Raw genomic sequence first — 22,463 nt, forward strand, 5'->3', positions numbered from 1 at the left:
AGTTAATATTTCCTTTGGAACTTCCTGCGATAGCTGGCCGGCAAAGATTCCGGGAAGCTTGATGGAAAAATTCGGCAAATATCGCGACCTGTTCGCCATCGTCCTAGATCTGAGGGACGAGATCGATACGCTGCGCCGCAGCGCGAGCGGCGAAAACCGATCGCTCTTGTTCGCACAATTGCAGGCAGCGGCAGGCGCCAATGTTGCAATATTGATTACAGCCATTCTGTTCTATCTTTCGACAGCGGCGCTGATGTCGACGCTGATCATCCCCTATTTTTCAATCGTGGGCGCACCTTTTGTCGTCCTGTCGCAATTTCTGATCTTTCGCCTGCATCTGTCGCTCAAATCCTATGATCTTGAAGCTGACGAAGATGGCGCGCGCCTGAAAATGTTGCGCAATCGATTTGTTGAATATGTCGGCATCGGATCAATCGCCTGGGCGGGTTTGATTTGTGATCTCTGGACCATCCAGGGAGACATCAACCATGTCATCGCCGGAGGAACTGCCTTTGGCCTGATTGGCGTCGGCGCACTAACATTCCTTTGCTTGCCGCGATCGATGTTTGTCTGGCTGTTGATCGTGACCGCCGGGGGCATAGCTGGGCCCCTGCTTTCGGACGAGCAACTCCCTTGGTATTTCTACGCGGCAACGGCGATATACGGCTTCGCACTGCACCGCATCGCGATGCGGCAATGGCGATCTTTCCTGAAATCGATCGATGACGCCCACGCCTTTGCCCATGCCCGCGCCGATTTCTACGAACAGGAACGCGAACGGCGCGACGAGATCGAAGCCGAACGCAAGCGCGCCGAACAGGTAGAGGCCGAAATCCGCTCCAAGGCGGACAGTCAGCGGCATGCTGAAATGGAGCAGCTCGCGCATGAATTTGAACGATCGGTGATCATGACGGCGGACGCTATAGCTACAGCCATTCGCGCCGTCGGCGAATCTGCCGAACAGCTGGCCGGCATCGGTGCACAGACACGCAACCGGGCCGACGCGATGGCGATCATGGCCGAAAACATGAGCACGGCCATCCAGATGGTCGCAGGTGCTGCCCGACAGTTGGGTGATGCGACGCAAGCCATTTCAGAGCAAGTCGATGATCAGGTCGATGCCGCCAATGCGGCCACCGGAAGCAGCCGCTTGAGCAGCAGCGCAATCGGGGCTCTGGCGCAGGATGCCGACAAGGTCGGGGAAATTGCAGCCATCATTGAGGATGTAGCCAACCGAACCAACCTACTCGCGCTCAACGCCACGATCGAAGCCGCACGCGCTGGAGAGGCCGGCCGTGGATTTGCGGTAGTGGCACAAGAGGTCAAGTCGCTAGCCAGCCAGACGCATCAGGCCATCGCCTCCGTATCAGGGACCGTGGCCAATATTCGCGGGCAAATGGAATCCACTGCCGAAAAGGTCGAATCGGTGGTCGAAAAGATCGACCGGGTTCATCTGGGTGCCGGAAATATTGCCGCTGCCATTTCACAGCAGCAGGCCGCGACCCGCGAAATCGGTGACAATGCCGAACATGCCGCGCGCAATGCCGAAGAGGTCCGATCGCAGAGCCAGGAAGTCAATCAGGATGCATTGCGAGTCGGCGAAGTTGCCGATGAAATGCACCAGGTGATGCGCGAAATGGAATCACGGGCACTTTCGCTGCGTGAGGCAAGCGCCGCCTTCCTGCAACGCTTACGCGTTGGTTGAGGTTGGCTGCCACTGCAAAGAGCGGTAGGCCAGAACGTCGTAATGATGACCGCGGCCGAATTTCGTGAAATGGCCAAAGCCCGCCTCACGTAGCGTGGCCATCATGCTTTCGGCATCGCTCCAGCGGCTATCGACTTCGAAGAAAATTGCCATAATGTTGCCGAGATGGTTTGATTTGGCCAACTCGGCGATAACCACTTCTTCGAAACCTTCTACATCAATCTTGATAACGATCGGCAGCCTTTCGGGGATATGCTTATCGAGTTCTGCGGCATTGATGGTGCGGATCTGTTGCGCCCCTGCAGCTGCCGCGGTTCGATCCGCAACCAATGTCGCGGTTCCGCTATGAGCGTCATCGATCGCGATGCTGGCCGTTCCGCTTTCCGATGAAATCGCAAGCTTCAGGGCGGTTACGATAGGATCGGCTTTGTTCAATGCGATGTTGCGGCGCAGCAGCCGGTAGGTCCGGTCAACCGGCTCAAAGGCGAGTACTTTCCTGCAATTGGGATTTTGCGCAGCCAGCAGCGCATAGAGACCCTGATTTGATCCGATGTCGAGAAAGACAAACTCTTGGTCGATGGCGGCCAGATAGCCCGACAGGTCGCGGCCATAGGTGGCGTAGATACAATAGCGAAACGTCTTGTCCCGCCAGTTTGCTGCCATCAGCACGCCGTAGCGAGAGGCGACCGCCTTTGCCGCATCGATTTTCGAATCCGGCGTTTCGCCATCAATCGCCAAATTAATCCGCGCACCAATTTGCGAGCGCAGTTTTCGGATCGCTTTACCAAGCCCATATTGCAGAAAATCGGTGGTGCTGCTCATTGCGGTTGTCCCTTACCGGATTGTTTCAGCATCGCGAGAATTGCCTGCGCGCCCCGCTGTGCCGCCGGTGTTTCGCTCACAGAGAATGTTTCCTCAAGCATTGCCTCCTGTCGGGAGCGATATTTTTTGAATATTTCAAATGCCGAGCTCAATGCCACATCAAGCGCTTCGACAGACTCCACGACCGGTCCCGCCTGCCAATGTGTATAGCTGGCATCGTTTCTCCAATCGACTTTATGGGCGTTGAGGAACAGGCAGGGCCGGGGTTTCACAAGGAATTCGTAAACCTGGCTCGATACATCGCCGAGGTAGATGTCTGCCGCATTTGTATAGGTCATATCAACACTCGCATCACTGCCAAGGTCAACCAGCATGTGCGAGAGGTTGGAATAATGCGCGCCGGGCTTATGTACTCGGGCAATCGCCGGTGGATCAATGGTGACTGTCCAGTTCCGCTCAAACAGCATGACATGCGGCGCGAAAATAAGGTTATAGCGACTTTGCCGCGCGAAATAATCGAGGATGTAATCGCCCCATTGATACCAGCTAGACAGCTTCGGCGAGGGATGCGGATTATACAACACCACTGGTCGATCATTCGGGAATAATTTTCGAGCTGCGGGTTCGTTTAGGAACTGGTCGAACTTGCAATAGCCGGTAACCGCAATGCGTTCAGGCGGCACTTCCGCTTCTGCGATCAGTCGATCCCGTATCTTTGGCCCTGCGACCAGAATTAGGTCGAACCTCGCGCTTTCGGGATTAAATCCTATCGCGCGATCTCCCGCTCCGTGCCGCGTATGTACAAATTTCAGGTCATTGAGGCCGTATCGTGTTTTCAACAGCAGCGAACTTTTCTCTGAAACCACCAGCGCATCGAAAGTCCGAAAAAGATCGAGATGGTCCCTGTATATCGACAATTTCCCCGCAGGGATGAAGCGGTCAAGCAAGCCAGCTGCCGCACGCGACACAAATGATTTCGGCGCAAGATCAATCAGGGTCATCTTGGCGAGAAGTTCGCCCGCCATAGCCTCGACCGCCGCCTTCATCATTGCGTTGGTGACCAGCAAGCTGACTTCGGCGGCACCCGACCTTGCGATTTCAAGGGCAATAGGCAGGCTGTGCGCCACTTGGTGGGTCTGGTCGTGATTGAAAAGAAACCCGATGCGCGACATTTATCGTTCCCCTGCACCGCTTGGAGCAATTCGGAAATCAACAATCGTCCAACCGGCAAGATCGGCAGCGCGCGCGAACTTCCTGTTTGGGTTCACCGCAAATCCTTGGTTCGCTACTTCGAGTGTAGGGGCATCGCTCAAGTCGTCGGAATAAAATCGAATATCGGCTCCTTCGGTATTTATATCCGCGTCGGAAAGCCATCGATCAATTCGGCGGCGCTTTTCATGGCCGTAGCAATTGGTTCCCATGATCGCGGGTAACCAATCCCCATTGTCGGCACGGCAATGCCGCGTTGCCAGAACAACCTGAAAGCCCATCCTGCGACCTAGTTCGCACGCATAAAATTCTGGCGCTGCTGTAGCAAGTACCAGAGTATAGCCGTTGGCTTCGTCTGCCTGCATGGCCGCCAGGGCACCCGGCTGGATATCATTTGGGATACGTGTGTCGGCGAAGGCGGACGCCAGCGATTGCATATGCGACTGGTCGATGCGCCGGCCTATAAACAGGCTGATTCCCAGCGGCTTAAGAACATCGCGATCATAGAATTTCATCGCATGCGCCAGCATAGCCAGAATCCAGATTGGCAGCAGCAGCAATCGCCAGCGCGCATCTCGGCGGGCCGCAAACAGCAAAAATGACGTAAATGTTGGTGTCGCCAATACGGTGCGATCGAGGTCATAAAGGGCAATGCGGCTTTGCACGGCGCGTCCGTAAGGTATTGGCGCGTGGCTGTCATCCGCATTTGTCGTCGGCTGCCGTTTCCACGCTGGCACTATTTAAACACTGTGCCTATGTGCGCAGCATGCACGCTCAATGGACAGCATTGATACTCGCCGGGCAACGCCCCGGTTCTGATCCATTGGCTGTGCACTTTGGAGAGCAATGGAAGCCGTTGGTGCCAATCGCCGGAGCAGCAATGCTGACCCATGTCGTGCGATGCCTGCGCAAATGCCCGGAAATTGGTCATATTACAGTTTTGGCCCAGGACCCCGCCAAACTGACCGATGCTCTGGAAGCAGCGGGCGGTGTGGACCAGATCGCCGAAAGTGGTCCCTCGATTTCAGGAAGCATAAGCAAAGTGCTTGAAGGAGGGATGCTGCCCTTCCCGGTTCTGATTACGACCGCTGACCACCCGCTGCTAACACCTGAAATGGTCGCACAGTTCATTGCAGATGTTGGCGATTCCGATTTGGCGGTTGCGATGGTCGAAAAAGATGCGCTGCTGAGCCGTTTTCCCAAGAGCAAGCGAACCTGGCTGAAATTTTCAGACGGTCACTGGTCTGGTGCCAATCTGTTCGCGCTTGCCCGCCCTAACGTGCGCAGCGCACTCGATCTCTGGGCTGGCGCGGAAAAGGACCGCAAAATTCCTTGGAAACTGTTCCGGCACTTTGGAGTGTGGCTGATGCTTCGAGCGCTCACACGCACGATAGGGTTGGCCCAAGCTCTTCAACTGGCAGGAAACCGGCTGGGGCTATCGGCGCGTTTGGTGCCAATGCACGACCCGGTAGCGGCCATCGATGTCGACAAACCAGCTGACCATGCCATCGCAGAAGAAATACTCGCGGCGCGTTCTCTTGCGTCGGCGGGTTTGTTTGATTAGGGCAAGGCCGATTCACTCATAGCGGAACGAGCAACATGGCCGAATTCACTTTGCCCAAGAACAGCAAGGTCCAGAAGGGCAAGACCCACGCTGCGACCAGCAATGGCACCGCGCGCAAGTTCAAGGTCTATCGCTACGATCCCGACAGCGGCGAAAACCCCCGCTACGATACGTTCGAGGTCGATACCGACAATTGCGGTCCGATGGTGCTCGACGCGCTGATCAAGATGAAGTCAGAGCAGGACAGCTCGCTGACCTTCCGCCGTTCGTGCCGCGAAGGCATTTGCGGGTCGTGCGCGATGAACATGAACGGCAAGAATGGCCTTGCCTGCACCACCGCGATCGAGGATTGCACGGGCGAAGTCACCATCACCCCATTGCCGCATATGGAAGTGGTCAAGGATCTGGTTCCCGACCTGACGCATTTCTACGCGCAATATGCCTCGATCAAGCCCTGGCTGCAGACGGTAACTCCGACCCCTTCGGGCAAGGAACGCCTACAATCGCCCGAAGATCGCGCCAAGCTTGATGGCCTGTATGAGTGCATCCTGTGCGCGTGCTGTTCGACCAGCTGCCCGTCTTACTGGTGGAACAGCGACAAGTTTCTGGGCCCTGCCATTCTGCTGCAGGCCTATCGCTGGCTTGCCGACAGCCGTGACGAGATGACCGGTGAGCGGCTTGACGATCTGGAGGATCCGTTCCGCCTCTATCGCTGCCACACCATCATGAACTGCGCCAATGCCTGCCCCAAGGGTCTGAACCCAGCTAAGGCTATTGCAGAAACCAAGAAGTTGATGGCGGAGCGCCAGATTTGAACGACGGCATTGAAGCGCCGTTACCTGCCGGACATTTCGACGCGCAAGCGCAGGATGGCGGCTGGCTTAGCTGGAACCTGAACGACAAGACGCGGTTCAACGCCTTTATTGAGCCGTTAGCTGTACGGCCTGAGGCGCCCTTGCCCGATGGTCGCCCGCGCGCACGAATCCGCATGCATCCGACGCGCAAGCACAGCAATCTGGGGGACAATGTTCATGGCGCGGTGACACTGGCACTGATCGACGTGGCGCTGTTCGCCGCCGCCCACCAATTCGGTTCACTCAACGCCGGTTTTTCGGTGACGCTTGATCTGGGCACGCAGTTTATCGGCGGAGGCCGACTAGGAGAGCCGCTGGACGCGGTGGTCGAGCAGGTCCGCGAAACCGGACGCCTTATCTTCTTGCGCGGCATGGTAGTGCAGGGGCCGAATGACGAATATATCGTCGCTTCATTCTCCGGCACGATCCGCAAGGCTTCCCAAGACAAGAGATGACCGGACTTCTCGCTGCCTATCAAGCATTGGTCGCGGCGAGCGAACTCAAGCCAGATGCCGATCAAGCACAAGCCGCCGCGAAACTGGCGGACATCCAGCGGCAACTCGAAGCCGTGCCACCGCGCGGTAGCACCTTGTGGCGCTTCCTCGGCAAGAAGCCCGATCCGGTGCGTGGGCTGTATCTGTGGGGCGGGGTTGGGCGCGGCAAATCGATGCTGATGGACCTGTTTTTCGACCATGTGCAGGTCAACCGCAAACGGCGCGCGCATTTCCACGAATTCATGCTCGACATCCATGCCCGGCTGAAGGTCGAACGCGAGAAGGAAAAGGGGGATCCGATTCCACCCGTCGTGGCAGCACTCGCTGACGAGGCGCGGTTGCTCTGTTTTGATGAGATGGTGGTCAACAATATGGCCGACGCCGCGATCATGTCACGGCTGTTTTCAGGGCTGTTTGATGCGGGCGTGACGGTGATCACCACCTCGAACCGCCATCCCGACGACCTGTACAAGGATGGCCTCAACCGTCAGCTTTTCCTGCCCTTTATCGATCTGGTGAAGGAGCGGCTTGACGTCATGGCGCTCGATGGCCCGACCGATTATCGACGCGACCGGTTGGGTCAGGCGCGGACCTGGCTGGTTCCCAATGGGCCGGATGCGACCAAGGAACTGTCCGAAACCTTTTTCCGCCTGACGGACTATCCGCCCGAAGACAGGGCGCATGTGCCTTCGACGGATATCAACGTTGGCGCGGGCCGGACGATGCATGTTCCCAAGGCGCTCAAAGGCGTCGCCGTCTTTTCCTTCAAGCGACTTTGCGCGGAAGCGCGAGGGGCGGCGGACTATCTGGCGATTGCGCGGCGTTTCCACGCTGTCATTATTGTCGGCATTCCCGTGCTCGGCCCGCACAACCGCAACGAAGCGGCACGCTTTGTCACATTGATTGATGCGCTCTACGAATATCGGGTCAAACTGCTGGCTGCCGCCGATGCTGCGCCCGATGCGCTTTATCCTGAGGGCGACGGTCGGTTCGAATTTGAACGGACGGCTTCGCGGCTGATGGAAATGCAGTCCGAAGAATATCTGGCCGAAGGCCATGGGGCGCGTTAGGCTGTGGCCGAAGGAGAGTTTGATGGTGAAAAGTGTTTCAGCGATGACGGCAGCCTTGCTGGCTTGTGTGGCGTCGCAGGCAATGGCAACGGAAAGCCCAAATCGTCAGACGGAGCGCGACCTTTTCGCAAAGATTGTCGAAATCCCGACTGTCGAAGGACGAACGGCTGAGTTTGGCAAGCTGACCACATTGCTGACCGCCGAGTTCCGCAAGGCCGGGATGACCAATGTCGTGGTCAAAGACCATGACGGCACCCAAACGCTGATTGCGCGTTGGCCAGCGGTAAAGCCCAGCGGTAAAAAGCCGATCCTGCTGATGGCGCATATGGATGTGGTCGAGGCCAAGGAGAGCGACTGGAAGTATCCGCCGTTCAAATTCCGCGAGGAAGGCGGCTGGTATCTGGGGCGCGGGGCCAATGACAATAAGGCTGGGCTGACAGGCATATTGATCGCGCTACAATATTTGAAAGCCAAGGGTTTCCAGCCGACACGTGACCTGATCGTGCTGTTCACTGGCGACGAGGAAACCACGGGGAACGGTGCACGGCGTGCGGCGACCGAGTGGCGCTCGCTGATTGATGCCGAATATGGGCTCAACAGCGATGCAGGCGGTGGTTCGGTCTATAAGGACGGGCGCGTCGAATTGTTCGCGATGCAGATCGCCGAGAAAACCTATGCCGATTTCAAATTCACCGCGACCAACCGGGGCGGACATAGCAGCGCGCCGCGGCCTGATAACGCCATATATGCGCTATCCAATGCACTGAATGCGCTCGAGGTGCTCCGCTTCCCTGCGATGATCAACGATGCGACCCGTGCTGGCTTTGACTTGCTCGCGGCCAAGGATGGGGGACAATATGGCGAGTTGATCAAGCGCTTTCTGGCTGATCCAAGCGACAAGGAAACGGCTGATCTGGTCGAGGCCAACGATCCCGGAAGCACGCGGACCCGCTGTGTCGCGACCATGTTGTCGGGCGGACATGCCCCCAATGCTTTGCCGCAAAAGGCGGAGGCAAACGTCAATTGCCGCATTTTTCCGAGTGTGAAGGTGGAAGAAGTACGCCAGCAACTGCAGGCACTGGCCGGGCCCGATGTGATGGTGACGGCAGTCGAAGGCTCGCAAACCCCAGAAACCGCGCCGACCCCGATCCGGCAGGATGTGCTTGATGCCTATAAGGCGGCGGTGGCTACGCGGTTCAAGGATGCGCCGGTTGTTCCCTATCAATCAGCAGGTGCCACCGATGGCGCGTTTCTACGTGCCAATGGCATTCCCGTATACGGTTTTGGCGGGTTGTGGGGCATTGTCGGCGAACGCGAGGGTGCGCATGGTCTGGACGAGCGGGTCAGTGCCGATGGGTTTCATGGCCAGATACCGATCTGGATGGAGATGCTGAAGCGATTGGCGGGTTAACACTACCCCTCTCTCCTTCAGGGGAGAGGCGCGAGGAATCGACCAAAAGGAGATGGCCGGAGGCCACCTGGCAGCTGGCTGCCTAGTCGCAGCGAAGAGGGGATGAAACGGCGAGTTTTCGCCCTGACTCCCCCTCTCCAATTGCGCCTAAGCGCAAGCGCTAAGGCTCCATATCCTCTCCCCCAAAGGAGAGAGGAATGATATTTATCGCTATTGCGAACTGATATCATAAAAAGCCTTAACTTTGGACCTTTATAGGGTTGCCGTAGCGGCCGAATCGGCCTAACGCGCCCTTAATTCCCTCAACGGCATGCCCGGATCATGGCGTGTGCCTCAGGCCCAAAGGAAGGACATTGGTATGGCCCGCAAGAAGATTGCGCTGATTGGCGCTGGCATGATTGGCGGCACGCTCGCCCACCTCGCAGCATCGAAAGAATTGGGGGATGTCGTCTTGTTCGACGTCGCCGAAGGCATGCCCGAGGGCAAGGCGCTCGATCTGGCGCAGGCCGCCCCGGTTGAGGGCTTCGACGTCAAGCTGAAGGGCACCAACAGTTATAAGGATATCAAGGGCGCGGACGTCTGCATCGTCACCGCCGGTATCGCACGCAAGCCCGGTATGAGCCGCGACGATCTGCTCGCCATCAACCTGAAGGTGATGAAGGCTGTCGGCGAAGGCATCAAGAAGCACGCCCCCAAGGCGTTCGTGATCTGCATCACCAACCCGCTCGACGCAATGGTCTGGGCGCTGCGCGAATTTTCGGGCCTGCCCGACAATATGGTGGTCGGCATGGCAGGCGTGCTCGACTCTGCCCGTTTCCGCCACTTCCTCGCTGAAGAATTCAACGTTTCGGTCCGCGACGTCACCGCTTTCGTGCTGGGTGGGCATGGTGACACGATGGTGCCGGTGATCGAATATTCGACCGTCGCCGGCATTCCCATCCCCGATCTGATCAAGATGGGCTGGTCGACCAAGGAAAAGATCGACGCGATCGTCGCCCGCACCCGCGCAGGCGGTGGCGAGATCGTAGCTTTGCTCAAGACCGGTTCGGCCTATTATGCCCCGGCGACCAGCGCCATCGAAATGGCGCAAGCCTATCTGGGCGACCAGAAGCGCCTACTGCCCTGCGCCGCCAATCTGAAGGGCCAATATGGTGTGAAGAACCTCTATGTCGGCGTACCAGTGGTGATCGGCGCAGGCGGCGTCGAGCGGATCGTCGAGATCAAGCTGAATGCCAAGGCACAAAAGAATTTTGACGTGTCGGTGGCGGCGGTGAAAGAGCTGCTGGTTGCCTGCAAAAAGATCGATCCGAGCCTGAAGTAGTGGAAGTCCTTTTTTTTGCCCTCACCGGAATCGTTGTTGGTTTGATCGGACTTGTACGTCTTTGGCAACGAAAGCCGGCGACACTGGCCCTTTTGTTTGCAGTGGGCACAATGAGTTTTGCCGGATTGGTCGGTTTCACGGCTGAAACTTGGTTTGACTGGTTCGGTCGCTATCGTGGTGATGGGCAGATATTGATCGGGTATCTCGTATTTGGCGCCGGCGCATTTCTAGGTGCGATAATAATGGTCGTCCTAGCGGCATTGGTAGCTGTATTACGGCCGAAAACCGCAGCAACTGTGGCTACTCCAGATCATGAACTCTGAACGAAAATCTTAAGGAAGCGAAATAAATGTCTATCCTAGTCAACAAAAACACCAAGGTCATCACCCAGGGGATGACAGGCGAAACAGGTACCTTCCACACCCAGGCGGCGCTGGCCTATGGCACGCAGATGGTTGGCGGCGTGACCCCCGGCAAGGGCGGCACGACGCATATCGACCTGCCAGTGTTCGATACCGTTGCCGAGGCTGTGCAGATGACCGGCGCCGACGCATCGGTCGTCTATGTTCCGCCGCCATTTGCGGCAGACTCGATCCTTGAAGCGATCGACGCCGAAGTGCCGTTGATCGTCTGCATCACCGAAGGCATTCCGGTGCTCGACATGGTCAAGGTGAAGCGCGCGCTTTCGGGTTCGAAGTCGCGTCTCATCGGCCCCAACTGCCCCGGCGTGCTGACCCCCGGCGAATGCAAGATCGGCATCATGCCCGGCAACATTTTCTCCAAGGGTTCGGTCGGCGTTGTCTCACGCTCGGGCACATTGACCTATGAAGCCGTGTTCCAGACCACTGCCGAAGGCCTCGGCCAGACCACCGCGGTCGGCATTGGCGGCGACCCCGTCAATGGCACCAACTTCATCGACGTGCTCGAGCTGTTTCTGGCCGACGACGCGACCCAGTCGATGATCATGATCGGTGAAATCGGCGGCAGCGCCGAAGAAGAAGCCGCACAGTTCCTGATCGACGAAGCCAAGCGCGGCCGCAAGAAGCCGATGGCCGGTTTCATCGCCGGACGCACCGCGCCTCCGGGCCGTCGCATGGGCCATGCCGGTGCGATCGTTTCGGGTGGCAAGGGCGACGCGGAATCAAAGATCGCCGCTATGGAAGCCGCCGGCATCAAGGTTGCCGCCAGCCCAAGCGAACTGGGCTCGACGCTGATGAGCGTATTGAAGGGCTGAGGTCTCAATCCTCCCCATCGACTCGCGATGGGGAGGGGGACCGCCCGAAGGGTGGTGGAGGGGCCAGCGACGGCGCAATTCCCCTCCGTCAGTTGCGGTGCAACTGCCACCTCCCCATCGCAAGTCGATGGGGAGGATAAAGGAAAGAGACATGGGTTACGAAAGTCACGAGTTCGAAACCGAAACGGGCCCCAGCTGGCAGCGCCCCAATTGGCGTTTCGGCGAAACAGACGAGCTGACTGGCGCGCTCGACCCCACGCAGATGGCGGTCGAGATCAAGGCGGCGGCGAAGGCGGCGGGTAAGCCGATCGCACAGGGCGATGCGGTTGCCGCAGCGGGCGATTCGATCCGCGCGATGATGCTGGTGCGCACTTACCGTGTGCGCGGGCATCTGGCAGCCAATCTCGATCCGCTGGGTCTGTCAAAGCAGGAGATTCCTGCCGACCTTGACCCCGCCTATCATGGTTTCACCGAAGCCGATCTCGACCGGCAGGTCTATGTCGGCGGCACTTTGGGCTTTGAATGGGTGACGATGCGCGAGCTGGTCGCCACGCTGCGCGCCAATTATTGCGGACCGGTTGGTCTGGAATATATGCACATCGCCGATGTCGAGGAACGCCGCTTCCTGCAGGAACGCCTCGAAGGCCGCGATGCCGCGATCAGCTTCACCCCCGAAGGCAAGAAAGCCATTTTGGGCAAGGTGATCGAGGCCGAGCAGTACGAAAAATTCCTCGCCAAGAAATATGTCGGCACCAAACGATTTGGCCTTGATGGCGGTGAGGCGATGATCCCGGCGCTCGAAGCGATCATCAAATATGGTGGTCAGCTCGGCATCCGCGAAATCGTTTATGGTATGCCGCATCGCGGCCGCCTCAACGTGCTCGCCAATGTGATGGCCAAGCCCTATCGCATCATCTTCCACGAATTTTCGGGCGGATCGGCCAACCCCGAAGATGTTGGCGGATCGGGCGATGTAAAATACCATCTCGGCACCTCGACCGACCGTGAGTTTGACGGGGTCAAGGTCCATATGTCGCTGGTTCCCAATCCCTCGCACCTCGAGGCGGTGAACCCTGTGGTGCTCGGCAAGGTCCGCGCCAACCAGACAATCCGCGACGATCTTGGCAAGCATGAGCAAGTTTTGCCCGTGCTGTTGCACGGCGACGCCGCCTTTGCGGGCCAAGGCATCGTCTGGGAGTGCCTCGGTTTCTCCGGCATCCGTGGCTACAACACCGGCGGCTGCATCCACTTCATCGTCAACAACCAGGTGGGCTTCACCACCAGCCCGCAATTCGCACGTTCGTCGCCCTATCCGAGTGATGTGGCCAAGGGCGTGCAGGCGCCGATCTTCCACGTCAATGGCGACGATCCGGAGGCGGTGACCTTTGCCTGCAAGATGGCGATCGAATTCCGCCAGCGTTTCCACCGCGACATCGTGATCGACATGTGGTGCTATCGCCGGTTCGGCCATAATGAAGGCGATGAGCCCGGCTTCACCCAGCCGCTGATGTACAAGGTGATCAAGGGCAAACCAGGCGTCAGCGAAGTCTATGCCACACGGCTGCAGGCCGAAGGCGTGATCGACGCCAATTGGGCCTCCGAACATACCATGCGCTTTACCCAGATCCTCGAGCAGGAGTTTGAGGCAGGGCAGAATTACAAGGCCAATGATGCCGACTGGTTCGGCGGACGCTGGGCAGGCTTTAACAAGCCAGCCGACCCCGAAACCGCGCGACGCAATGTGCCGACGGGTATCGCCAAGAAACTGATGGACGGCCTTGGCCGAATCCTGACGAGTGTTCCTGACGGCCACACGATCCACCCGACCTTGGGTCGCGTGCTAGAAGCCAAGAAAAACATGTTCACCAGCGGCGAGAATTTCGACTGGGCAACCGGTGAAGCGCTCGCTTTCGGCTCGCTGCTGTCCGAAGGCTTCGGCGTTCGGCTGTCGGGCCAGGATTCGGGCCGCGGCACTTTCAGCCAGCGGCACGCAGTCTGGGTCGATCAGACCAACGAGTCCAAATATGTTCCGCTGTCCTCGGTGCCGCATGGCCGGTTCGAGGTGTATGACAGTCCGCTCTCCGAATTCGGCGTGCTCGGCTATGAATATGGCTTTGCCGGAGCGGACCCCAAGACGCTGGTGATGTGGGAAGGCCAGTTTGGCGATTTCGTCAACGGGGCGCAGACCATTATCGACCAGTTCATCGCCTCGGGCGAATCCAAATGGCTGCGTGCCAATGGCCTTGTCATGCTATTGCCGCATGGCTTTGAGGGTCAGGGGCCGGAACATAGCTCAGCGCGCCTCGAACGCTTTCTGCAGCTGTGCGCCGAGGACAATATCCAGGTCGCCAATTGCACCACACCTGCCAATTTCTTCCACCTGCTGCGCCGCCAGATGCACCGCAGCTTCCGCAAGCCTTTGGTCGTCATGACGCCAAAATCGCTGCTGCGGCACAAGCTGGCGGTTTCAAAGTCGCAAGATTTTCAAGGCGAAAGCCACTTCATGCGGATCCTTTCGGACCCTTGGGCACCGGCGGACAAGGATGTGAAGCGGCTCGTGCTCTGCTCCGGCAAGGTCGCCTATGACCTGATGGAGGCGCGCAACGCAGCGGGCGATAGAAACACCGCGATTGTCCGGCTCGAGCAGCTCTATCCCTTCCCGGGCGAACCGTTGATTGTCCGGCTGAAGCGCATGACCAACCTCGAAGAGGTGGTCTGGGCGCAGGAAGAGCCGCAGAATAATGGCAGTTGGTTCTTCGTCGAACCCTTCATCGAAGAATGCCTTGCTGCGGCCAAGGTTGGCCCTGCCCGCGCGCGCTATGCCGGGCGCAAGCCGAGCGCTTCACCTGCAACGGGGCTGATGAAACGCCACCAAGCAGAGCAGGCGGCGCTGATTGCACATGCCCTTGGCCACGGCGTCCGCGACGAAATCCGCCGCCAGCGCACCACCAAAAAGAAATAACCTCCCCTAGGAGCTGAACCGATGAGCACCGAAGTCAAAGTCCCCACGCTGGGTGAATCGATCACCGAAGCAACGCTTGGCCAGTGGCTGAAAAAGCCCGGCGAGGCGGTTGCCGCTGACGAACCGATTGCCAGCCTTGAAACCGACAAGGTCGCGGTGGAAGTGCCTGCGCCTGCCGCTGGCGTGATGGGCGCGCTGATGGTCAAAGAAGGCGATACCGTCAATGTCGGCGCGGTTATCGCGATGATTGAGGCTGGATCGGGCGCACCTGCTTCCGCGCCTGTCGCAGCACCGGCCCCTGCCGCAGCGCCCGCACCTGCGGCACTCGCAGTTGAAGCTGCGCCCTCTGCCTCGGCTGACCTGACACTGTCGCCTGCCGTGCGCCGCCTCGTGCTCGAACTCGGGATCGACCCGACCAAGGTCAAGGGCAGCGGCAAGGATGGTCGCCTGACCAAGGAAGATGTGCTGGCCGCTGCCAAGGGCGGCGCGCCTGCAGCCCCTGCAGCGGCACCTGCCGCCGCCCCGGTCGTTGCGGCGGCCAGCGGAGAGCGCCGTGAAGAGCGGGTGAAGATGACCCGCCTGCGTCAGACGATTGCGAAGCGTTTGAAGGACGCGCAGAACACTGCGGCTCTGCTCACCACCTTCAACGATGTCGACATGTCGGCGGTGATGGACGCGCGCAACCGCTACAAGGACAGCTTTGAAAAGAAGCATGGCGTGAAGCTCGGCTTCATGAGCTTTTTCGCCAAGGCAGCCTGCCTCGCGCTGAAAGACTTCCCTGCCGTCAACGCGCAGATCCAGGGCGATGAAATCATCTATCACGACTATGTCGACCTGTCGGTTGCGGTTTCTGCCCCCAATGGACTCGTCGTTCCCGTCGTGCGCAATGTCGAGCAGATGGGCTTTGCCGATATCGAAAAGGCGATCGGCGATCTCGGCAAACGCGCCAAGGACGGCGCGCTCACCATGGATGACATGGCGGGTGGCACTTTCACCATTTCGAATGGCGGGATTTTCGGTGGCCTGATGTCGACCCCGATCATCAACCCACCGCAGTCCGCCGTGCTCGGCCTGCACCGCATCGAAGACCGCCCGGTCGTCCGCGACGGCCAGATCGTCATCCGCCCGATGATGTATTTGGCACTCAGCTATGACCACCGCATCATCGACGGCCGCGAAGCAGTGACCGCGCTCAAGACGATCAAGGAAGCGATCGAAGACCCCACCCGCTTGCTGATCGACCTGTAAGGAACAGACCATGGCAGATTTTGACCTGATCGTTATCGGCGCCGGACCCGGCGGGTATGTTGCCGCGATTCGTGCCGCACAGCTGGGGCTGAAGACCGCGTGCGTTGAAAGCCGCGAGACGCTGGGCGGCACTTGCCTCAATGTCGGCTGTATCCCGTCCAAGGCGATGCTGCACGCGTCCGAGCTGTACAACGAAGCCGCCAGCGGCGCGCTCGCCAAGCTGGGGGTCAAGATCGACAAGATGAGCCTCGACCTCGACACCATGCACGGCCAGCGCCGCGACGCGGTGAAGGGGCTGACCGGCGGGATCGAGTTCCTGTTCAAGAAGAACAAGGTCGAATGGATCAAGGGCCGCGCCGCCTTCACCTCGGCCAATGCCATCGAGGTCGCGGGCAAGAGCTACACCGCCGACAATTTCATCATCGCCACGGGATCGTCGGTCACACCGCTGCCCGGCGTCGAGGTTGATAACGCCAAGGGGATTGTCGTCGATTCGACCGGCGCGCTCGAACTGCCCAAGGTGCCGGACCATCTGGTCGTCATCGGCGGCGGGGTGATCGGGCTTGAGCTTGGCTCGGTCTGGCGCCGCCTGGGCGCCAAGGTCACTGTGGTCGAATATCTCGACCAGATCCTGCCCGGCATGGACGGCGACGTTCGCAAGGAAGCGAACAAGATCTTCAAGAAGCAGGGCTTTGAATTCAAGCTGTCGACCAAGGTCACAGGCGTGCAGGTGAAGGGCAAGAAAGCCATAATCACCGTTGAACCCGCCGCAGGCGGTGCCGCCGAAACCATCGAGGCCGACTGCGTGCTCGTTTCCATCGGGCGCAAGCCCAACACCGATGGCCTCGCGCTCGACAAGGCGGGGCTGACGGTCAATGCGCGCGGGCAGATCGAAACCGACCATGATTTCCGCACTACGGTCCCCGGCATCTGGGCGGTTGGCGATGTCGTTCCCGGCCCGATGCTGGCGCACAAGGCCGAGGATGAAGGCATTGCCTGCGCCGAAAATGTCGCCGGGCTGACCGGGATCATAAATCATGACGTCATCCCCTCGGTCGTCTATACTTGGCCGGAAATCGCCGGCGTTGGCCTCACCGAAGAAGCCGCGAAAGCGAAAGGCGAGATCAAGGTCGGCAAATTCCCGATGATGGCGAACAGCCGCGCCAAGACCAACCATGAGCCCGACGGTTTTGTGAAGGTTATCTCCGACGCCGCAACCGATCGCGTGCTTGGCGTGTGGTGCATCGCGAGCGTCGCCGGCACGATGATCGCCGAAGCCGCGTTGGCGATGGAGTTCGGCGCGACATCGGAAGACATCGCTTATACCTGCCACGCGCACCCGACCCATTCGGAAGCGCTGAAGGAAGCGGCGATGGCGGTGCAGGGCAAACCGATCCACATGTGATGGCAGACGAGGTCGCACAGATCGCCCCGGCGCTGATCGCCGCGCTCGACCTGTTCGGCATCGCCGTCTTTGCCGCCTCGGGAGCGCTTGCTGCAGCGCGGCTCAAGCAGACGCTCGTAACCTTTTCCTTCTTCGCGCTGGTAACCGGCGTGGGCGGTGGCACGGTACGCGATCTGTTGATCGGCGCGCCCGTATTCTGGGTGCAGGACTGGCGTTTTCCCGCCACCTGCCTCGCCACGGCGCTTCTCGTCTGGATGACGCCTGTGCGAATCTGGAAACCGCGCGCGCTTGACTGGTTCGATGCCGTGGGGCTGGCGATCTACTCGGTCTTTGGTGCCTGGAAGGCGCTGAGCCTCGGTATCGGCCTGCTCCCCGCAATGATGATGGGTGTGATTACGGCCTGCGTCGGCGGTGTCATCCGCGATATGCTGGCGGGCGTGCCGTCGATCATCCTGCGGCCTGAGCTTTATGTGACTGCCTCTGCCCTGGCATCGGGGCTGTTCGTGCTTCTGCTCGGGCTTGGCCTGCCCTTGAGTATCGCGGCAGTTGTCAGTGTAACCGCAGGCTTCGGTTTGCGCGCGGCGGCAATCGCCAAAGGTCTGGCAATTCCGGCCTATAAAGGGTGACACGATGAAATATCCGACACTGCACAAATGGCATGTCTGGCTGGGCTGGCTGGTTGGGGTGCCGCTGATCCTCTGGACGGCTTCGGGGCTTTTCATGGTTGCCCGCCCTATCGAAGAAGTGCGCGGCGAGCATTTGCGCGCCAAGCCCACGCCGATAGCCACAATCACGCCGACAGCGCCCTATCTCGGCGGACGCACCGTCGAAAAGCTGACTCTAGAACAGCGTGCTAGCGGCCCTGTCTGGATCATTCGCTATGCCGATGGCGGGGAGCGGCGTGCCGATCCCGCAACAGGGAAATTACTGCCCGAGCCGGGCGCGGCTGAAATTCGGGCGCTTGCCGAAGGATATTATGCGGGTGATTCAAAAATTGCCTCCATCCGCCTTTTCCCGGCTGATCGGGAGCCGAAGGAACTACGTCGCGGGCGACCTGCCTGGCAGGTGGCACTGGCCGACGGCGCCAATCTATATATCGATGCCGATAGCGGCAGTCTGTTGGCGGTGCGCACCCAGCAATGGCGATGGTTCGATTTCATGTGGGGGCTGCACATCATGGACCTGCAGACGCGTGAGGATACGAGTCATCCGATCCTCATCGGCTTTGCCGGACTTTCACTGATCAGCCTGTTGATGGCATTCTGGCTGCTCATCGCGCGCCAGCGACGCAAAGCGGCTGCGCACGCCAGATAAACAAACGCCCGCGCCGGAAATCCCGGTCGCGGGCGAAGCTGCAGCAAGTCTTCGGGTCGCAGAAAACTTGTTGCTTGGGGAATTTTAAGGCGGAACCAACGGCCCCATCCCCCTAACGACTCGAAATTTACAACGACTCACTTTTTCGACAAAGCGAATCCGATATGTCTGCAGAAGCGGGAGCTCATCTTGCGGGAATCTAAAGGGATTATCTTCGGGATCATGCTTAACCCCGGCGCGTGCAAAGGATTGTAATTTAACGAATCGATTGCGAAGTCGGCGACTCGATCACAACAGCCTTGCTCTCTTGCCGTTCGGTCTCGGCGCTTGCCGGACGAACCAGCGCGATACCGGCAATGCCCAAGGCAAAACCGCCTGCAAGGCTCAGGAAGAGGTCAGAGCGGAAAAAGGCGATCATGCGGGTCATGCAAAGGCTTCAGGTCTGGAGTCGAACAGTCGGTGCCGCCGCTAGTACAGCATCGACGCTTTCTCAACCATGACGCTGGTTAAGCCCGACTTAACAACCGGCAATATGCGGTCAAACGAGTGCTGCGCACGCCGACTGGATTCGGGTGCACGCTTCCTTGAGCGCTTCGTTCGAAGTCGCATAGCTGATGCGGAAGCCCGGCGAGAGGCCGAAAGCCGCGCCATGCACCGCAGCGACATTCCAGTCTTCGAGGAAATAGTCGATCAAGTCAGCGTCAGTTTCGATGAGCTTGCCCTTGGGCGTGGTCTTGCCCATCACGCCGCTTGCGTCGGGATAGACGTAAAAGGCGCCTTCGGGCGTCGGGCAGCTGAGGCCGGGCGCGTCGTTGAGCATCGCCACCACCAGATCGCGGCGCTCCTTGAATTTGGCGTTGCGTTCCTTGAGGAAATCCTGCGGCCCGTTGAGTGCGGCGGCGACCGCATATTGGCTGATCGAACAGGGGTTGCTGGTCGATTGCGATTGCAGATCGCCCATCGCCTTGATCAGCCATTCGGGGCCGCCGGCATAGCCGATGCGCCAGCCGGTCATCGCATAGGCCTTTGAGGCGCCATTCATGGTCAGCGTGCGGTCGTACAAATCGGGGCAGACCTGCAGCATCGTCGCGAATGGCTGCTGCGCATACCAGATATGCTCGTACATATCGTCGGTGAGCAGCATGACATGCGGGTGCTTGAGCAACACCTGCCCCAATGCCTCCAGCTCGAACGCGGTATAAGCAGCCCCCGTCGGGTTCGACGGTGAGTTGAGGATCAGCCAGCGGGTCTTGGGCGTGATCGCGGCATCGAGCTGTTCCGGGGTGATCTTGTAACCCTGATCGGCGCCAGCCAGCAGCACGACTGGCGTGCCACCCGCAAACTGCACGATATCGGGATAGCTGACCCAATAGGGCGCCGGGATGATCACCTCGTCACCCTTGTCGACGGTCGCCACCAGCGCGTTGAACAGGGTGTGCTTGCCGCCCGAATTCACGGTGATCTGCTTGGTGGTGTAATCAATGCCATTGTCGCGCTTGAATTTTGCCTGGATCGCCAGCTTCAATTCGGGGATGCCATCGACGGCGGTATATTTGGTTTTGCCCGAACGGATCGCCTCGATCGCGGCGTCTTTAACAAAGTCCGGCGTATCGAAATCGGGTTCGCCCGCCGACAGGCCAATCACATCCAGCCCGCGCGCTTTCATTTCCAGCACCCGGCCCGACATGGCGAGCGTGGGCGAGGGCGCGATGCGGCCGAGGGCGGCGGAGAGCCTGTCGATCATTTCTTATTCCCGAAACTAGTTTGGACGAAGCAAGATTGCGCGCTTGCCCCTAGAGCCAGCGTCGAAATTACGCAACCCTTCTGGCGGGAATCAGCCCGCGCAAGCTGTTGCCGAGAAAAAACTGTCCCGACAGGTCGGCTGGCTTCAGGTCAGCCTCAACCGCGCGTCCGCCTTCGATCAGCTCGCGGCGCAATACCGATGGAAGCAGCCCGCGCGCCAAGGGCGGAGTCTGCAACCGGCCATCGCGTTCGACATAGATGCAGGTAAAACTGCCTTCGGTCAGATTGCCTTCGCTGTCGATGAACAAAACCTCGTCCACAGGCGCTGCCTTGCGCGCATTATCGTAAAAGGCCCGGTCAGTCGTTTTATGCCGCAAGCGAAAGTCGGCGCTAACGACGGGAAGCGCGATAATCGCGACCCGCAAGGGTTCGTCGGGCGTCGCCGGAACCGAACCAAGCTCGATCGACAGACTGCCGCTGCGCGATGCCAGCAAGCGTATCTTGGCGTCATGATCGAGATGAAAGGTCGCGGCGTGCAGCCTGTTGCGCGCCTCGTGCCGGTCGAATTCAAACTCCAGCGCTTGTGCGCTCGCCTTCATCCGCTCAAGATGCTGCTCCAACCGCAAAATCCCGGAGGCGGGTTCGAAACGCATGGTTTCGATCAGATCAAAGTCGCGTCGCTGCACCCGCGCAAATTCCCCCTTGGCCAGGCACTCTGCCCATTCGGTCGCGACTTCTGAATCCGCAACCACCCCCGAACCAAGCCCCAAGCTTGCCTGCTTGCTCGCTTCGTTCAAGTGAAATGTTCGGATGGCAACGTTGAAAGCAGCATCGCCATTGGGATCTATGCGGCCAATCGACCCGCAATAGATGCCGCGCGGGCTGTTCTCGACCTCGTCGATGATTTCCATCGCACGGATCTTCGGTGCACCGGTGATCGAGCCACAGGGATAAATAGCGCGGAGCAGATCTACCGCGTTTTTAGTTTCGTCGAGTTCGGCGGTTACGGTCGATGTCATCTGGTGGACAGTTGGATAGCTCTCGACGGCAAACAGATGCGGTACTTCAACCGAAGCCGCTTTGGCGACGCGAGACAGATCGTTGCGCAACAGGTCGACGATCATCAGATTTTCGGCGCGCTGCTTTGGATCGCTGCGCAATTCATCCGCCAAAGCCTTGTCGGCCGCCGGATCCGCGCTGCGCACCGCCGTGCCCTTCATCGGCTTTGCCGTGACGCGCCGGTCGCGAAGCGCGAAAAACAGTTCGGGCGAGAAAGAAAGGTACCAGTCCTGCCCGGTCCAGATCACACCGCCATAGCCAGCCGCTGCCCGCGGGCGGATCGCGGCATAAAGCGCGAGCGGATTGCCCGCATAACGCGCGCCAGCCCGGAAGGTGAGGTTGGCCTGATAGATATCGCCCGCCTCGATATAGTCTTCGACGGCATCAAAGGCTTCGCCATAGGCAGAACGGCTGATTGAGGGACGCACGGCGCCCAGCCAGCTGCCTTCGGGTTTGGGTAACAGGCCGGGAACATCATCTGCCGCGATTTCGGTATAGTTATCGAAAATGCCGAACCAGCATAAAGGTGTCGGCATCTGCCGCCCTTTGAGCTTGTCCGACAATTTCGGTTCCAGCGCGAACCCGGCTTCGTAGGACAAATATCCCGCGATATGCAGCCCTGCTTGTTGAGCCGCCTGCAGGCCTTCAAAGGCACGTTCCAATTCAACCGCATTGGTTGCGACAATCACCCTATGTGGTGCTGTGTATAATCGCGCAGCCGACGCATCGCTGCGCCGGGCATCATCAAGCAGGACAAAGGGCGCGGTTGGGTCGATCATCGCGCATCGCTATAGCGTCTTTGTTGATTTGGGGAAGGCTGGAGCGGGTGAGGGGGAGTCGCAGCCGAACGCGCACTGCGCGGACAATCGAACCCCGGCCTTTCCGAAGAAAGGGCTGGAGCGGGTGAAGGGAAGCCAAAAGTCAGCGTTGTCTATTGATTTTTATGCAGGTTTTAATGTTCCAATGGAGCTGTGGCCCCCAATATGGCCCCCTGATGAGCAAGATGCCTGTGGAAATCCTGAGAATTGCAAACTCAATACCAGGCAAG

At 59.2% G+C, this 22,463-nt stretch carries 20 protein-coding genes; 14 read left to right on the forward strand and 6 right to left on the reverse strand.

Annotated features, from left to right (window positions below; genetic code table 11):
• The first annotated feature begins 61 nt into the window (after positions 1-61).
• On the forward strand, positions 62-1,705 hold the full coding sequence (locus tag ABL922_RS00940; RefSeq protein WP_349022330.1) for a methyl-accepting chemotaxis protein: 1,644 nt from the start codon (positions 62-64) through the stop codon (positions 1,703-1,705).
• Here ABL922_RS00940 and ABL922_RS00945 read toward each other — a convergent pair.
• From ABL922_RS00945 to ABL922_RS00955, 3 genes are read right to left on the reverse strand one after another with little or no spacing between them, the layout of a single operon-like run.
• Complete coding sequence (locus tag ABL922_RS00945; protein ID WP_349022331.1) at positions 1,691-2,527, reverse strand: FkbM family methyltransferase; 837 nt, start codon at positions 2,525-2,527, stop codon at positions 1,691-1,693. The two genes, ABL922_RS00940 and ABL922_RS00945, sit on opposite strands and share 15 nt — an antisense overlap.
• A complete protein-coding gene (locus ABL922_RS00950; protein ID WP_349022332.1) occupies positions 2,524-3,699 on the reverse strand; it encodes a hypothetical protein in 1,176 nt (391 codons plus the stop codon). Before ABL922_RS00950 ends, ABL922_RS00945 begins: the two co-directional genes overlap by 4 nt.
• The gene (locus ABL922_RS00955) at positions 3,700-4,401 is read right to left on the reverse strand and encodes an HAD-IB family phosphatase (protein ID WP_349022333.1); all 702 of its coding nucleotides are present in this window, start codon (positions 4,399-4,401) and stop codon (positions 3,700-3,702) included. It lies immediately after the preceding gene.
• A 101-nt stretch (positions 4,402-4,502) separates the two neighbouring features.
• Here ABL922_RS00955 and ABL922_RS00960 point away from each other — a divergent pair, with 101 nt between their 5' ends.
• From ABL922_RS00960 to ABL922_RS01020, 13 genes are all read left to right on the forward strand, one after another.
• Positions 4,503-5,300 (forward strand): NTP transferase domain-containing protein, encoded by a 798-nt coding sequence (locus tag ABL922_RS00960; RefSeq protein ID WP_349022334.1) that lies wholly within the window; start codon positions 4,503-4,505, stop codon positions 5,298-5,300.
• Between the two features lie 35 nt (positions 5,301-5,335).
• The gene (locus ABL922_RS00965; RefSeq protein ID WP_349022335.1) at positions 5,336-6,115 is read left to right on the forward strand and encodes a succinate dehydrogenase iron-sulfur subunit; all 780 of its coding nucleotides are present in this window, start codon (positions 5,336-5,338) and stop codon (positions 6,113-6,115) included.
• The gene (locus ABL922_RS00970) at positions 6,112-6,609 is read left to right on the forward strand and encodes a PaaI family thioesterase (protein ID WP_349022336.1); all 498 of its coding nucleotides are present in this window, start codon (positions 6,112-6,114) and stop codon (positions 6,607-6,609) included. Before ABL922_RS00965 ends, ABL922_RS00970 begins: the two co-directional genes overlap by 4 nt.
• Positions 6,606-7,718 (forward strand): cell division protein ZapE, encoded by a 1,113-nt coding sequence (gene zapE / locus ABL922_RS00975; protein WP_349022337.1) that lies wholly within the window; start codon positions 6,606-6,608, stop codon positions 7,716-7,718. Before ABL922_RS00970 ends, zapE begins: the two co-directional genes overlap by 4 nt.
• A gap of 22 nt (positions 7,719-7,740) precedes the next feature.
• The gene (locus ABL922_RS00980) at positions 7,741-9,129 is read left to right on the forward strand and encodes a M20/M25/M40 family metallo-hydrolase (protein ID WP_349022338.1); all 1,389 of its coding nucleotides are present in this window, start codon (positions 7,741-7,743) and stop codon (positions 9,127-9,129) included.
• Positions 9,130-9,487: 358 nt separating this feature from the next.
• Entirely contained in the window at positions 9,488-10,450 is a 963-nt protein-coding gene (gene mdh, locus ABL922_RS00985) for a malate dehydrogenase (RefSeq protein WP_349022339.1), read from the forward strand.
• On the forward strand, positions 10,450-10,773 hold the full coding sequence (locus ABL922_RS00990; protein WP_349022340.1) for a hypothetical protein: 324 nt from the start codon (positions 10,450-10,452) through the stop codon (positions 10,771-10,773). Before mdh ends, ABL922_RS00990 begins: the two co-directional genes overlap by 1 nt.
• Positions 10,774-10,799: 26 nt before the next feature.
• On the forward strand, positions 10,800-11,684 hold the full coding sequence (gene sucD / locus ABL922_RS00995) for a succinate--CoA ligase subunit alpha (protein WP_349022341.1): 885 nt from the start codon (positions 10,800-10,802) through the stop codon (positions 11,682-11,684).
• Positions 11,685-11,835: 151 nt separating this feature from the next.
• Positions 11,836-14,646, forward strand: a complete 2,811-nt coding sequence (locus ABL922_RS01000) for a 2-oxoglutarate dehydrogenase E1 component (protein WP_349022342.1) — start codon at positions 11,836-11,838, stop codon at positions 14,644-14,646.
• Between the two features lie 21 nt (positions 14,647-14,667).
• On the forward strand, positions 14,668-15,894 hold the full coding sequence (gene odhB, locus ABL922_RS01005) for a 2-oxoglutarate dehydrogenase complex dihydrolipoyllysine-residue succinyltransferase (RefSeq protein ID WP_349022343.1): 1,227 nt from the start codon (positions 14,668-14,670) through the stop codon (positions 15,892-15,894).
• Positions 15,895-15,904: 10 nt separating this feature from the next.
• Entirely contained in the window at positions 15,905-17,299 is a 1,395-nt protein-coding gene (lpdA, locus tag ABL922_RS01010; protein ID WP_349022344.1) for a dihydrolipoyl dehydrogenase, read from the forward strand.
• Positions 17,299-17,925, forward strand: coding sequence for a trimeric intracellular cation channel family protein (locus ABL922_RS01015; protein WP_349022345.1), 627 nt, complete (start codon positions 17,299-17,301; stop codon positions 17,923-17,925). The genes lpdA and ABL922_RS01015 overlap by 1 nt, the downstream gene beginning before the upstream one ends.
• A 4-nt stretch (positions 17,926-17,929) precedes the next feature.
• A complete protein-coding gene (locus ABL922_RS01020) occupies positions 17,930-18,613 on the forward strand; it encodes a PepSY domain-containing protein (RefSeq protein ID WP_349022346.1) in 684 nt (227 codons plus the stop codon).
• Between the two features lie 256 nt (positions 18,614-18,869).
• Here the strand turns inward: ABL922_RS01020 and ABL922_RS01025 are convergent, their stop codons facing one another.
• From ABL922_RS01025 to pabB, 3 genes are all read right to left on the reverse strand, one after another.
• Complete coding sequence (locus tag ABL922_RS01025; RefSeq protein WP_349022347.1) at positions 18,870-19,040, reverse strand: hypothetical protein; 171 nt, start codon at positions 19,038-19,040, stop codon at positions 18,870-18,872.
• A gap of 111 nt (positions 19,041-19,151) precedes the next feature.
• Complete coding sequence (locus ABL922_RS01030) at positions 19,152-20,354, reverse strand: pyridoxal phosphate-dependent aminotransferase (RefSeq protein ID WP_349022430.1); 1,203 nt, start codon at positions 20,352-20,354, stop codon at positions 19,152-19,154.
• Positions 20,355-20,424: 70 nt separating this feature from the next.
• Positions 20,425-22,194 (reverse strand): aminodeoxychorismate synthase component I, encoded by a 1,770-nt coding sequence (gene pabB, locus ABL922_RS01035; RefSeq protein WP_349022348.1) that lies wholly within the window; start codon positions 22,192-22,194, stop codon positions 20,425-20,427.
• Positions 22,195-22,463: the final 269 nt, after the last annotated feature.

Origin of the sequence: Sphingorhabdus sp., from assembly GCF_040079335.1 — a bacterium.
Classification (GTDB): Bacteria; Pseudomonadota; Alphaproteobacteria; order Sphingomonadales; family Sphingomonadaceae; genus Sphingorhabdus_B.